11 protein-coding genes are annotated in these 13,323 nt (G+C 68.3%); 10 read left to right on the top strand and 1 reads right to left on the bottom strand.

The window, feature by feature from the left end; translation table 11 throughout:
• Positions 1-76 precede the first annotated feature (76 nt).
• Positions 77-1,549: an MATE family efflux transporter gene (locus QRN21_RS07125; RefSeq protein WP_072592114.1), complete on the bottom strand. Its 1,473-nt coding sequence runs from the start codon at positions 1,547-1,549 to the stop codon at positions 77-79.
• Between the two features lie 146 nt (positions 1,550-1,695).
• On the opposite strand from QRN21_RS07125, the gene cycA reads away from it, so the two are divergent.
• The 10 genes from cycA (at position 1,696) to QRN21_RS07175 (ending at position 13,301) form a co-directional block, all read left to right on the top strand.
• Positions 1,696-3,156: a D-serine/D-alanine/glycine transporter gene (cycA, locus tag QRN21_RS07130; RefSeq protein ID WP_053098162.1), complete on the top strand. Its 1,461-nt coding sequence runs from the start codon at positions 1,696-1,698 to the stop codon at positions 3,154-3,156.
• Between the two features lie 184 nt (positions 3,157-3,340).
• Positions 3,341-4,327 carry an aldo/keto reductase gene (locus QRN21_RS07135; RefSeq protein ID WP_285363518.1) on the top strand — a complete coding sequence of 329 codons (987 nt, stop codon included), beginning with the start codon at positions 3,341-3,343 and terminating at the stop codon, positions 4,325-4,327.
• Between the two features lie 31 nt (positions 4,328-4,358).
• Positions 4,359-5,012 carry an IMPACT family protein gene (locus tag QRN21_RS07140; protein ID WP_187249197.1) on the top strand — a complete coding sequence of 218 codons (654 nt, stop codon included), beginning with the start codon at positions 4,359-4,361 and terminating at the stop codon, positions 5,010-5,012.
• 51 nt (positions 5,013-5,063) lie between these two features.
• Positions 5,064-5,993: a J domain-containing protein gene (locus QRN21_RS07145; protein WP_053098165.1), complete on the top strand. Its 930-nt coding sequence runs from the start codon at positions 5,064-5,066 to the stop codon at positions 5,991-5,993.
• Between the two features lie 150 nt (positions 5,994-6,143).
• On the top strand, positions 6,144-7,136 hold the full coding sequence (locus QRN21_RS07150) for a LacI family DNA-binding transcriptional regulator (RefSeq protein ID WP_053098166.1): 993 nt from the start codon (positions 6,144-6,146) through the stop codon (positions 7,134-7,136).
• A gap of 35 nt (positions 7,137-7,171) precedes the next feature.
• Entirely contained in the window at positions 7,172-8,440 is a 1,269-nt protein-coding gene (locus QRN21_RS07155; protein WP_285363519.1) for an extracellular solute-binding protein, read from the top strand.
• Between the two features lie 10 nt (positions 8,441-8,450).
• Positions 8,451-9,416 (top strand): carbohydrate ABC transporter permease, encoded by a 966-nt coding sequence (locus tag QRN21_RS07160; protein WP_082586444.1) that lies wholly within the window; start codon positions 8,451-8,453, stop codon positions 9,414-9,416.
• Positions 9,417-9,418: 2 nt separating this feature from the next.
• Complete coding sequence (locus QRN21_RS07165; protein ID WP_053098169.1) at positions 9,419-10,258, top strand: carbohydrate ABC transporter permease; 840 nt, start codon at positions 9,419-9,421, stop codon at positions 10,256-10,258.
• Positions 10,259-10,273: 15 nt separating this feature from the next.
• The gene (locus QRN21_RS07170; RefSeq protein ID WP_285363520.1) at positions 10,274-11,257 is read left to right on the top strand and encodes a glycoside hydrolase family 130 protein; all 984 of its coding nucleotides are present in this window, start codon (positions 10,274-10,276) and stop codon (positions 11,255-11,257) included.
• A 4-nt stretch (positions 11,258-11,261) separates the two neighbouring features.
• Positions 11,262-13,301: a hypothetical protein gene (locus tag QRN21_RS07175; protein ID WP_285363521.1), complete on the top strand. Its 2,040-nt coding sequence runs from the start codon at positions 11,262-11,264 to the stop codon at positions 13,299-13,301.
• The last annotated feature ends 22 nt before the right edge of the window (positions 13,302-13,323 follow it).

A 13,323-nucleotide genomic window follows, 5' to 3' on the forward strand; every position in this document is an offset into this window, starting at 1 on the left:
CATCACCAACATTACGAAGTGTCGGCATTCTGGGCATCCATCTGAAGGATGATGTTCCTCAACCGTGACGCGTTGTTCAGCGGCGCTTCAACCGTGCGAACCGGGACCTCTTGACCACTCGCACCGGCTGGGTGACGACCGCGTCGACGACCATCGAGCCGTCGGTCGGACCGATGATCGCCATCGCCGACGTCTCGGTGGACTCGATCGGGTCGACCGGCATGCGGGCGAGCGACCGGTGAGCGCGCACGTACGCGGGCACCAGCAGCACGATCGCGCCGAGCCAGGCGAGAGGGTTGCTGAGCGCGACGCCCTCGAATCCGATGAGCGCGCCGAGCACGACGGCCGCTCCCACGCGCATCACCAGCTCGATCACGCCCGTGACGGTGGGGATGAGTGTGTGGCCGAGGCCCTGCAGCGCACCGCGGAGCACGAACAGCACACCGAGGGCCCAGTACCCGCATCCGTTGATGATCAGCATGAGGTGCGCGAGTCGCACGACCTCGTCGGACCCCTCGCCGACGAACAGGCGCACCATCGGCGTGCCGAACGCGATGATGATGACGCCGAGTGCGATGCCGGCGGCGATCGCCATCCAGGTGCCCTCGACGACCCCTCGACGGATGCGGTCGGGGCGGCGCCCGCCCAGGTTCTGCGCCGTGTACATCGACGACGCGAGGCCCAGCGACGAGAGGAAGGCGACCGCGAGGCCGTCGACGCGGGATGCCGTCGTGTAGGCCGCGACGGCATCCGAGCCGAGCGTGTTCAGCGCCACCTGCACGGTGAGCGTGCCGATCGCGATGATCGATGCCTGGAATCCCATCGGCAGACCGAGGCGCAGGTGCTCCCTGAAGTCGTCGCGGGTGACTCGCCAGTCGGCGCGACGCAGGTGCAGCATCGGCAGGCGACGGCGCACGAACTCGAGGCACAGTGCGACGGAGACGGCCTGGGCCACGACGGTCGCGAGGGCTGCGCCGCCGACTCCCCACTCGAGCGGACCGACCATCAGGATCACGAGGCCGACGTTGAGCGCGCACGAGACGGTCAGGAAGATGAGCGGTGTGCGCGAGTCGCCGATCGCCCGGATGATCGCCGAGAGGTAGTTGAAGAACATCGTCGCGCTCGCGCCGATGAAGCTGATCTGGGTGAAGACCGTCGCCTCGGGCATGAGCTCGGCCGGCGTCTGCAGCAGCTCGAGCACGGGTCGGGCGATCAGGGGCGCGACGATCGTGAGCACCACGCTCGTGATTCCGGTCAGGATCACGCCGGTCGCGACCGAGCGGCGCACGGCGGCACCGTCACCCGCTCCGAACGCCTGCGCGATGGGGATCGCGAAACCGCTGGTCAGACCCCAGGCGAAGCCGATGAGCAGGAACAGCAGGCTGCCGGTGGCGCCGACGGCTGCGAGGGACTCGACGCCGAGGTGCCGGCCGACGACGACGGCGTCGGCGAACTGGTACATCTGCTGCACGACGTTTCCGAGCAGCAGGGGAATGGAGAACGACAGGATGACACGCCACGGACGGCCCGTGGTCAGAGAGGTGGCCATGAGAGAAGAGGCTCGCAGAACTGGGGGATGATCGGGGGTCGTACCAGGATATCGAATCGATTCGGTTGGATGCCATCCCCGATCGCCAAGTACGGTCGGAAGGATGCCGCAGCGGGACGCGGCACGGAACACCGGAGGTTCGAGCGATGACGACAGAGAAGACAGGCGGATCCGTCGGGGTGGACGGGTCGGCCGACGGCGACGAGCAGCACCTGAAGCGGGCACTGAGCAACCGGCACATCCAGCTGCTCGCGATCGGCGGCGCGATCGGCACCGGCCTGTTCATGGGCAGCGGCAAGACCATCTCGGTCGCGGGCCCCTCGGTCATCTTCGTCTACATGATCATCGGCTTCATGCTGTTCTTCGTCATGCGGGCGATGGGCGAGCTGCTGCTCTCGAACCTCAAGTACAAGTCGTTCAGCGACTTCGCCAGCGACCTGCTCGGCCCGTGGGCGGGGTTCTTCACCGGATGGACGTACTGGTTCTGCTGGGTCGTCACCGGAGTCGCCGACGTGATCGCGATCGCCGGCTACACGGATGCGCTGTTCCCCGGCATCCCGTTGTGGATCCCCGGCGTGCTGGTGATCGTCATCCTGCTCGCGCTGAACCTGCCCACCGTCGCCGCCTTCGGCGAGATGGAGTTCTGGTTCGCTCTCATCAAGATCGTGGCGATCGTGGCGCTCATCATCACGGGTCTCGTGATGATCTTCACCGGCTTCCAGCACGATGCGGGCACGGCGAGCTTCGCGAATCTGTGGGATCACGGCGGCATGTTCCCGCACGGGTTCATGGGCTTCGTCGCCGGGTTCCAGATCGCTGTCTTCGCGTTCGTCGGCGTCGAGCTCGTCGGCACCGCCGCGGCCGAGACGAAGGACCCCGAGAAGAATCTGCCGAAGGCGATCAACGCGATCCCGATCCGCATCCTGCTCTTCTACGTCGGCGCCCTCGTCATCCTGATGGCCGTCACGCCCTGGACCGAGTACGTCGCGGGCGAGAGCCCCTTCATCGCGATGTTCGCTCTCGCGGGCCTCGGCATCGCCGCCACCGTCGTGAACCTCGTCGTGCTGACCTCGGCCATGTCGAGCGCCAACTCGGGCATCTACTCGACCTCGCGCATGGTGTTCGGGCTCGCACAGGACGGCGACGCGCCCCGGCTGTTCGGGCGCCTCTCGAAGCGCCGCGTGCCGCAGAACGCGCTGTTCCTGTCGTGCATCCTGCTGCTGTCGGGTGTCGTGCTGCTCTACGCCGGCAAGGACATCGGCACCGCGTTCGACATGGTCACCACGGTCTCGGCGGTGTGCTTCATGTTCGTCTGGACGATCTTCCTGTGCAGCTACCTCGTCTACCGGCGCCGGCGGCCCGAGAAGGTCGCCGCATCGAGGTTCCGGATGCCGGGCGGCATCTTCATGGTCTACGTCGTGCTCGCGTTCTTCGTGTTCATCCTGTGGGCGTTGACGACCCAGCCCGACACGCTGACCGCGCTGCTCGTGACCCCGATCTGGTTCGTGCTGCTGCTCGTCGCGTGGCTGTTCGTGCGGAAGTCGCAGAACCACCTGACCCGGCACGCCGCGCACATCGCCTACCTGCGCGACGACTCGGCGGAGTAGTCGCGACGGCTCGGCGTTCACAATTCAGCATGAGCCGGCCGATTCCTGACGAATCGGCCGGTTCTGCTGTGTCCGGGACTGCTCATGCTGAATCGTGAACGGCGGCTGCCTGTGGGAGGTTCCGACAGGCCCTCCCTCGGGGCCGTCAGCGCGCGTAGCGTCGGCCCTGACGAAAGGACTCGACATGCACACTCGCACACTCGGACAGGGCCTCGAGGTCTCGGCAGTCGGACTCGGCTGCATGGGGATGTCGCAGAGCTACGGACCCAACCCCGGCAGCCGCGACGAGATGATCGGCGTGCTGCGGTCGGCTCTCGACCTCGGCGTCACGTTCTTCGACACCGCGGAGGTGTACGGGCCCTATGTCAACGAAGAGCTCGTCGGCGAGGCGCTCGAGCCGATCCGCGACCAGGTCGCCATCGCGACGAAGTTCGGGTGGCGCATCGAAGACGGCAAGAGCGTCGGGCTCGACAGCCGCCCCGAGCAGATCCGCCGCGTCGCGGAGGCATCGCTGCGGCGCCTGCGCACCGACGTGATCGACCTCTTCTACCAGCACCGCGTCGACCCGGACGTGCCGATCGAAGACGTCGCGGGCACGGTGTCGGAGCTGATCGCCGAAGGCAAGGTGCGTCATTTCGGGCTCTCCGAGGCCTCGGCATCCACCATCCGACGCGCGCATGCCGTGCAGCCGGTCACCGCGCTGCAGAGCGAGTACTCGTTGTGGACCCGCGATCCCGAAGCGGAGGTGCTGCCGGTGCTCGGTGAGCTCGGCATCGGCTTCGTACCCTTCAGCCCTCTGGGCAAGGGGTTCCTCACCGGCACCGTCGACCAGACCACCTCATTCGCAGACGGAGACATCCGCGGCACGATCCCCCGCTTCAGCGAGGAGAACCGGGCGGCGAACCAGGCCCTCGTGAGTCACGTCACGGCACTCGCCGAGGCGAAGGACGCATCGTCCGGCCAGATCGCGCTGGCCTGGCTGCTCGCGCGCGAACCGTGGATCGTGCCGATCCCCGGCACCCGCCGCACCTCGCGCATCGCCGAGAACGCGGGAGCGGCGGCCGTGGCGCTCTCGGCAGACGAGATGGCGGATCTCGACCAGCTCGCCGCTCGCGTCGGGGTGCAGGGCGACCGCTACAACCCGCAGCAGATGTCGTTCGTCGACCGTTGAGCCGGCGCCGGCGCTGGGTAGTCTGAGGCGGATGACTCCGCCCCGCAGCTACCCGGCGACGATCGCCGCGCCTGTGGAGCATGAGCTCGTCATCAAGAAGTCGCGATTCATCGCGACTGTCGAGCCGGTCGCCTCAGTCGACGAGGCGGATGCCGTGATCGCGCGGCTGCGGAAGCGGTGGTGGGATGCCCGGCACAACTGCAGCGCGATGGTCACCGGACTCCTCGGAGACCAGGCACGTTCGTCGGACGACGGCGAGCCGTCGGGCACCGCGGGAGTGCCGATGCTCGAGGTGCTGCGCAGGCGAGAGCTGACCGACGTGGTGGCCGTGGTGACGCGGTACTTCGGCGGGGTCAAGCTCGGCGCCGGCGGCCTCGTGCGGGCATACTCCTCAGCGGTCTCGGAGGCCCTCGACCTCGCGTCGCCGGTGCACCGGCAGTCGCTGACGCAGGTGATGTTCGACGTCTCGCACGCGGATGCCGGGCGCTACGACAACCTCCTGCGCGACTGGGTGCTGCACCACGGAGCGACGCTCGGCGACGCCCGCTATGCAGCGCTGGCGACGTTCGAGGTGTGGGCACCAGCGGACGAGGTCGACCGTCTCGTCGAGGACATCGCGGCGGCATCCGCCGGTTCCGTCGTGCCGGTGACCGGCGTGGAGCGCATCGTCGACGTCCCCGGCTGATCCACAACAGCGCCCGGATATTCTGGATGACGCGATCTCGGAAGGAGAGCGATGTTCGACAGCCCGCTCTCGGCTTCCGCCTACGAGATCCTCGGGGTGGACCCCACCGTCGACGACGGCGAGCTGCGGCGCGCCTATCGTCTGCGACTGCGCCAGACCCACCCCGACACCGGAGGGGACGCGGCCGTGTTCATCCAGGTGCAGCGCGCGTGGGAACTCGTCGGCACGCCCGAGGGCCGCGCCGCCTATGACCGTCGCTCCGGCGCCCACCCCGGCATCCCCGCCGAACCGGAGTGGAACGGCTGGCGGCCGCAGTCGGCGACCCGCACCGACACGCGTCCCCGGGCGCGGTCGTACGGCCACCCCGGCGGATGGCGTCGAGAGCGCTACCTCTCACTCATCCGTGAGTGGGCCGGCCGTGGCGTCGAGGTGCCCGATCCCTACGACCCGGCGCTCGTGCGATCAGCGCCGCGAGACCTGCGACGGCTGCTCGCCGATGCCCTGGCAGAAGAGGCGACCGCCCGCACGGTGAGCGCCCTCGGAATGGGATTCACGGTCTGGCACGACGTCGCGACCGGCGCCGACCCCGACGACAAGCTCGACCACGTCGTGCTCAGTCCGTCGGGTCTCTACGGCGTGATGTCGGAGGACTTCGGCGGCGTCGTCGGATTCCGCCGCGGCGAGATCACCGGCCCGAGCCTCGGCACACGCGCGCCCGTCACCGCGGCGCTCGGCCGCATGCGCACCGTCGCGAAGGCCGCCAAGGTGAAGTTCGGCGGTCTGATCATGGTGCTCCCCGACGACGATCTGGCACAGGCCGTCACGCCTCTGGGCAGCAGTCGCGGGGTGCCCGTCGTGGTCGTGCGGCGCAGCGCCCTGGCGATGGTGCTGCGCCAGGGAGTGCCCGGCGCACGAGCGATCGGCGGCAACGAACTGTTCGACGTCCGCACCCGACTGCAGCAGACCGTCACCTTCGTCTGACCCTGGTCGCGCCCTGTCGGCATCCGTCCGGCCCTCTTGACGGGCGTCGTCAAACCGGTTTACACTCGCTGCACCCGCACTGTCAAACCGGTTAAACCGACGCCTGGCGAAGATGCGGACGATCAGCCCGATGTTCCACGAGGAGGTGGCATGAGCCGCACGACGATCGCCGACGTCGCCCGCGAGGCGGGAGTCACCAAGGCCACCGTCTCTCACGCGATGAGCGGCAAGCGCCCCATCTCCGACGACACCAGGGCGAAAGTGCTCGCCGCCGCGGAGAAGCTGAACTGGGTGCCGAGCCAGAGCGCCCGCGCGCTGGCCACCCAGAAGGCCAATGCCCTCGCCGTGGTGCTGGCCCGCGATCCCGAGGTCATCGCGAACGACTCGTTCTTCCCCGCGTTCATCGCCGGCGTCGAGTCCGTGCTGGCCGAGACCGAGACCGCCCTGATCCTGCAGGTGGTTCCCGATCGGGCGGCAGAGGAACGCGCCTATCGCTCGCTCAGCCACGGGCGGGCCGACGGCGCCCTGCTCCTCGATCTTCGGAACGACGACTGGCGCGTGCCGCTGCTCGAAGAACTCGGCCTGCCGGCCGTGCTGGTCGGCGCCTACGAGCAGCCGACCCGCTTCTCGTGCGTACGCACCGATGACGACGCCCCGGTGCGCGAGATCATCGCCCACCTGCGCGCCGAGGGGCATGAGCGCATCGCGCACGTGGCCGGTCCTCTCGACTACGTGCACTCGCGGGTGCGGGCGGATGCCTACATCGACGCCGTGGGCGGAGACGCACTGCTGCGCGAGGGCGACTTCACGGCATCCAGCGGTCGTGAGCGCACCACCGAGCTGCTCGCGCTTCCCGAGCGACCGACCGCGATCCTCTACTCCAACGACACGATGGCGATCGCCGGGTTGTCGTACGCCCGCTCGAGCGGACTCAGCATCCCCCGCGATCTCGCGATCGCCGGCTTCGATGACGACCACCTCTCGGCCCACCTCTCCCCTGCGCTCACGAGCGTCTCGTCGGGTCCTGCCGCACGTGGCCGCGCGGCAGCCCGCCTGCTGCAGGCCGACATCCTCGGCGCCGAACCGCGCACCGAGGTCGTCGACTGCAACGTCGTGCACTTCCGGGAGAGCACCACCCGCTAGACGATCACCCGAACCATCGCGTCAAGGAGGACAACATGAAGAAGAAGATCCGCGCAGCAGCGCTCTTGGGAGCCGTCGCACTCGTCGCCACCGGATGCTCGTCAGGAGGCGGGGGCGGCGACGCCTCGGCCGACGGCACCGGCTCCATCGACATCTGGCTGTCGAACAATGAGCAGGAGGTCGCCTGGGGCACCGCCGTCGTCGACGCCTGGAACGCCGAGCACCCCGACGAGAAGGTCAACGCTCAGGAGATCCCCGCGGGCTCGTCGTCGGAAGAGGCCATCACCGCCGCGATCACCGCCGGCACCGCACCCTGCCTCGTCTACAACGTGGCCCCGGCCGCCGTCTCGGGCTGGGTCAAGCAGGGCGGACTCGTCGACCTCAGCACCATGGAGGGCGGCAGCGACTACATCACCGAGCGCGGAGGAGAGGTCGACTCGTATTCGACCGACGGCAGCTTCTGCCAGCTGCCCTGGAAGTCGAACCCCGTCATGGTCATGTACAACAAGGCGCTGTTCCAGGCCGCGGGCATCGATCCCGAGGACCCGCAGATGAACACGTACGACGCGTTCCTCGAGGGGTCCAAGGCGATCGTCGCCTCCGGTGTGCAGAGCGCCATCTGGCCGGCTCCGACGAGCGAGTTCTACCAGCCCTGGTTCGACTTCTACCCGCTCTACCTCGCCGAGACCGACGGCACCATGCTCGTCGAAGACGGCAAGGCGACGGTCGACTCGGATGCCGGCCGCGAGGTCGCCGAGTTCTGGAAGACGTTCTATGACGAGAAGCTCTCGCCGAACGAGGCGTCGACCGACGATGCGATGTCCGCCGGCACCACCGCCATGCAGCTCGCCGGTCCGTGGGCGATCCCCTCGTACGCCGAGACCGTCGACGTCGGGTTCATGCCGGTCCCGACCAGCGACGGCCGCGAGAACCCGACGACCTTCGCCGACTCGAAGAGCGTCTCGATGTTCACCGCGTGCGAGAACCAGGGCACCGCGTGGGAGTTCCTGAAGTTCTCGACGAGCGTCGACAGCGACGGACAGCTGCTCGAGGCCACCGGTCAGATGCCGATGCGCACCGACCTCACGGAGACCTACGCCGACTACTTCGATGCGAACCCGAACTACGTCGGGTTCGCCGAGCAGGCCGAGGCGACGGCCGACGTGCCCAGCATCCCGAACTCCGTGGAGGCCTGGCAGGCGTTCCGCGACGAGTACTCCGCCGCCGTGATCTTCGGCAAGGAGTCGATCGACGACTTCCTGAAGAACGCCACGACGAAGATCGACGACCTCGTCGCCGAGTGATGAGTCTGCGATGACGCTCCGAGACGACGCCGTCGCGGACGTGGCCGGGGGCACTTCAGCCCCGGCCCCGTCCGCGGGCCGGCCACCGAGGGCGCGGTTGCGCACCCGACTGCTGGGTGCGCAACCGATCGGCGGCCTGTTCGCCCTGCCGTACCTGGTCTTCGTGCTGGCGATCTTCGCGTTCCCGCTGGGATTCGCGGTCTACATCGCCTTCCACGACTACTTCTTCACCGCCCCCAACGTCGAGGTCGAGCGACCGTTCGTGGGCTTCGACAACTTCGTGACCGTGCTCACCGACCCGAGAGTGCTCGGTTCGTTCCGCAACACCCTGATCTTCCTCGTCATCAACGTGCCGCTCACCGCCGTGCTCTCGCTCGTGCTGGCCGCGGCGCTGAACACCGGCATCCGCTGGGTCGCCGCCTACCGCGTGGCGTTCTACGTGCCGTATCTGACGGCCAGTGTCTCGCTCGTCGGCGTGTGGATGCTGCTCTTCTCGGGCAACGGTCTGATCAACACGATCCTCGGCCCGCTCGCCCCCGATCCGTCGTGGCTCGTGAACAGCGGGCTGGCGATGCCGATGATCGCGCTCTACGTCACGTGGAAGCAGCTGGGCTTCTACATCCTGCTGTATCTCGCGGCGCTGCAGAACGTGCCGAAGGAGCTCTACGAATCGGCCGAGACCGACGGCGCGGGAGCATTCTCCCGATTCTGGAACGTCACGGTTCCCGGCGTCCGTAGCGCCACCACGCTCGTGCTGATCCTGTCGATCATCACCGGAGCCAACCTCTTCACCGAGCCCTACCTGTTGACCAACGGCGGTGGCCCCGACGGCGCCTCGTCGACCCCCGTGCTGCTGATCTACCAGCTGGGCATCCAGCAGCAGAACCCCGACACCGCGGCAGCGATCGGCATGATCCTCGTGATCCTGGTCGGGATGCTGTCACTCGCCGCCAACCGCGCGACCAGGGAGCGATGACCATGAGACGCACGCGTTCACTGCCCCGCATCCTGAGCCTGATCCTGCTCACGGTCGCGGCCATCGGCTTCGCCTTCCCGTTCTACTTCATGCTGGTCGGGGCCTTCCAGGAGAATCCGACGAACTCGCCCAGCGAGCTCTTCCCGACGAGCGGGTGGACGGTCGACAACTTCCTCGCGATCGACTCCCGCATCGACCTCGCGGGCTCCCTGCTCAACTCGCTGATCTTCACGGCGGGTGTGCTGCTGGGCACCGTGGTGTTCGGGCTGCTCGCCGGATATGCGATCGCGAGGCTCGACTTCCGCGGCCGTGGCGTCATCTGGGTGCTCATGCTGCTCGTGCAGATGGTGCCGTTCCAGCTGCTGATGATCCCGCTCTACGTGCAGATCACCCGCAACTACGGGCTCGGCGATTCATACATGGGCATGATCCTGCCGTTCCTCATCAACACGACCGCGGTGTTCATCTTCGTGCAGTTCTTCAAGGCGCTGCCCGTCGAGATCTTCGAGGCGGCGCGCATCGACGGAGCCGGCGAGATCCGGCTGCTGACGTCCGTCGCGATTCCGCTGATCAAGCCGGTACTCGTCACGGTGGTGCTCGTCACGTTCATCGGCCCCTGGAACGAGTTCCTCTGGCCGTTCCTCATCACGAAGGACGCGTCGCTGCAGCCGCTCGCCGTATCGCTCGCCAACTACATCTCCAACGTCGCGCAGTCGACGGCGAATCCCAACGGGGCCATCCTCGCCGGCGCCACGGCGCTCGCGTTCCCCGTCGTCATCCTGTTCATCGTCTTCCAGCGGTTCTTCCGAGCCACCGACCTCGGCGCCGCCGTCAAAGGCTAGCCAGAAAGGCATCCCATGTTCACCGGAGCAACCTTCCCCCTGGGCCCCTTCGTCCCCTACGAGGCCAATCCCATCCTTCGACCGAAAGGCGACAGCTGGGAGTCGGCCAATCTCTACAACCCGGCCGCGATCGTCGACGGCGACGAAGTCGTGCTGCTCTATCGGGCGCACGCCGACGACATCGTCTCGCACATCGGCATCGCGCGATCGAGCGACGGCGTGAACTTCGCCCGCGAGGACGCGCCGATCCTCTCCCCCTCAGAGGACTACGAGCGCTTCGGATGCGAGGACCCGCGCATCGCGCTGATCGACGGCACCTACTATCTGACCTACACGGGATGGGACCGACGCAGCGCCCAGCTCTGCCTCGCCACCTCGACCGACCTGCGCACCTGGACCAAGCACGGCCCGCTGTTCGACGACTTCGACACGTTCAAGACCATGGATCCGCGTGGGTTCAACTGGTCGAAGGCCGGCGTGATCGTGCCGCAGAAGATGCACGGCAAATGGTGGATGTACTTCGGCGAGGGGGCGATCTACTGGGCGACCAGCGACGACCTCATCCACTGGACGCCGGGCACGGCCGACACCGATCCGATGTACTCGCCGACCCCGGGCACCTGGGACGAAGCGCTCGTCGAGATCGGCACCTCGCCCGTGCTCGCCGACAACGGACTGCTGGTGTTCCTCACCAACGGCGCGACGAGGGTCGTGCATGACGACGGATCGGTCGACGTCGACTACCGGTGCGGGCAGATCGCGATCGACCCCGACGAGCCGACGAAGGTGATCGCCCGCCTGCAGGAGCCATGGCTGAGGCCGCAGACATTCGAGGACATGAACGGCCTGGTCTCGAACGTCACGTTCGTCGAAGGACTCGTGAAGTTCCGAGGCAAGTGGTTCGCCTACTACGGGCAGTCCGACACGACGCTGGCCGTCGCCATCCACGATCCCGCGCAGCCGTGGGGCCGGGCACTGAGAGACACGAACGAGGAATGAGAGCATGTCCATCTCCCGACGCACGTTCCTGACCGCCGCAGCCGCGACCTCTGCACTCGCGCTGCTTCCGCTCGACCCTGCCGGAGCGCACGCCTCGGCGCCCGCCGCACTGCCGCTCGGATCTCGACCGATCGGCGCGGGTGGAGGCGCGCGGCTCACGAACCTCGCACACCTGCGCTTCCTGCTCGCCGAGGTTCCCGTGGTGGCGAGTACCACGCACACCACGTTCGGCATCGACGCCTCACCCCGCGTGCTCGCACCGTGGACCTATGCCGACACCGACGGTGCGGGCGGATTCCGTCCGGTGGGTGGCGGCACTCGCGACGCCGTGACCGGGTACTGGACGCAGGGCGCCTACAACGCGGATGACATCGCGCGAGCGGCGATCGTGTTCCTGCGCGCGTGGAAGGCGACCGGCGACGCGCAGGCCCGCGACGAGGCACGCGATGTGCTGAGGTCGCTGGCGTTCCTGCAGACGACGAGCGGGCCGAATGCCGGCCGGGTGGTGCTGTGGCAGCAGGAGGACGGCACCCTGAACCCCAGTGCGATCCCCGTCGAACTGCCCGACCCGTCGGACTCCGCCGAGTCCTACTGGCTCGCTCGTTCGGTCTGGGCATTCGGCGAGGGCTATGCGGCGTTCCGGCGGGAGGATTCCGAGTTCGCGGCATTCCTGCTCGCACGGCTGCATCTCGCTCTCGACGCGCTCGGTCGCGAGTCTCTGTCGCGTGCCGGTCACTGGGTGCGCAGCGACGGACGGGATCTGCCCGCCTGGCTGATCGCCGGCGGCGCGGATGCGACGGCCGAGGCCATGCTCGGGCTCGCTGCGGCGACCGAGGCCGGAGATGCGCGCAGCCGTCAGGCTCTGCAGACCTACGGAGAAGGGGTGGCCGCGATGGCCACCGACCCGGCGAAGGGATGGCCGTTCGGCGCCGTTCTGCCGTGGACCGGGTCTCTCGGTTTCTGGCATGCCTGGGGCGCTGCCGCACCGGAGGCACTGGCTCGCGCGGGTGCGCTGCTGCGCCGCCGAGAATGGACCGCCGCGGCCGTGGCGGACGCGGGGACGTTCACCCCGCAGGTGCTCGCCTCGGGCGGACCGCACAACGCCTGGGCGCCACTGCCCGCGGAGGCGCAGATCGCGTACGGCGCACACGGCCGCGTCGCGGGCGCCGTGCAGGCGGCGTCCGTCGGCGGAGAAGGTCTGCGCGTGCTCGCCGGGCTGACTGCCAGCTGGTTCTTCGGGGCGAACACCGCAGGCGTCCCGGTGTACGACCCGGCCACCGGCGTGACGTTCGACGGCGTGGAGACCGACGGGCGCGTGAATCGTAACTCGGGGGCTGAGTCCACGATCCACGGGCTGCTCACGATGCTGCTGCTCGACGCGAACCGCGACATCGCACGCATCGCGACATCGATCACCGGCCTGTCCTCGTTCTCGGGACTTCGGGTGATCGATGCCGAGGGCGCTCGGCTCTCGGCGGGCTGCGAGGTCGTGCGGCCAGAGGGCGGCGCGTGGATCGGCGAGGGCAACCTCTCGGGAGCCGCGTATGTGCGGGTTCCCGCGGGCGAGTCGGTCGAGTTCGATGTGACAGAGGCCGGCGGCATCCTGCACGGTCTCGTCTGGAGACAGAAGGCGGATGCCGGAGAGGCGGTGTGGGAGGTGTTCCGCGGTGGCAGGCGGCTCTGGAGCACGCGAACCCCTGCCGGAGGAACGGGCGATCGCGGCCTCACGGAGGCCGACGGGATGCTCGTTCCCCAGCTGCTCGGTGGCGATCTTCCCGCCGATGCGGTGACCGTCCGGTGCACGAGCACCGGCGATCTGCGGCTCGACGCTCTCGTCATCCAGCCGGCGGTGTCCACGGCCGTGTATGCCATGGCATCCGGTTCCGCGGTGCTGTACGCGAACGGCGCTCGGCGCGATCAGCGAGTCTCGCCCCTCGCTGCGGGATCGGGCCGAGCCTACGAGGCCGACGGGTCGCAGCGTGGCCAGGCTGTGCAGGGCGGCAGGGTTCGCGTGCGCGGCGGAGGTTTCACCATCACGCGGTGAGGGTGCGGGGCTGTGCCGTCGG

Origin of the sequence: Microbacterium sp. LMC-P-041, assembly GCF_030209555.1 — a bacterium.
Taxonomy (GTDB): Bacteria; Actinomycetota; Actinomycetes; order Actinomycetales; family Microbacteriaceae; genus Microbacterium.

Bases quoted from the DNA above. Each gene is read 5' to 3' on its own strand.
- QRN21_RS07135 (WP_285363518.1), top strand. From the start codon at position 3,341: ATGCACACTCGCACACTCGGACAGGGCCTCGAGGTCTCGGCAGTCGGA.
- QRN21_RS07125 (WP_072592114.1), bottom strand. From the start codon at position 1,549: ATGGCCACCTCTCTGACCACGGGCCGTCCGTGGCGTGTCATCCTGTCG.
- QRN21_RS07155 (WP_285363519.1), top strand. From the start codon at position 7,172: ATGAAGAAGAAGATCCGCGCAGCAGCGCTCTTGGGAGCCGTCGCACTC.
- QRN21_RS07160 (WP_082586444.1), top strand. From the start codon at position 8,451: ATGACGCTCCGAGACGACGCCGTCGCGGACGTGGCCGGGGGCACTTCA.
- QRN21_RS07150 (WP_053098166.1), top strand. From the start codon at position 6,144: ATGAGCCGCACGACGATCGCCGACGTCGCCCGCGAGGCGGGAGTCACC.
- QRN21_RS07145 (WP_053098165.1), top strand. From the start codon at position 5,064: ATGTTCGACAGCCCGCTCTCGGCTTCCGCCTACGAGATCCTCGGGGTG.
- cycA (WP_053098162.1), top strand. From the start codon at position 1,696: ATGACGACAGAGAAGACAGGCGGATCCGTCGGGGTGGACGGGTCGGCC.
- QRN21_RS07170 (WP_285363520.1), top strand. From the start codon at position 10,274: ATGTTCACCGGAGCAACCTTCCCCCTGGGCCCCTTCGTCCCCTACGAG.
- QRN21_RS07165 (WP_053098169.1), top strand. From the start codon at position 9,419: ATGAGACGCACGCGTTCACTGCCCCGCATCCTGAGCCTGATCCTGCTC.
- QRN21_RS07140 (WP_187249197.1), top strand. From the start codon at position 4,359: ATGACTCCGCCCCGCAGCTACCCGGCGACGATCGCCGCGCCTGTGGAG.
- QRN21_RS07175 (WP_285363521.1), top strand. From the start codon at position 11,262: ATGTCCATCTCCCGACGCACGTTCCTGACCGCCGCAGCCGCGACCTCT.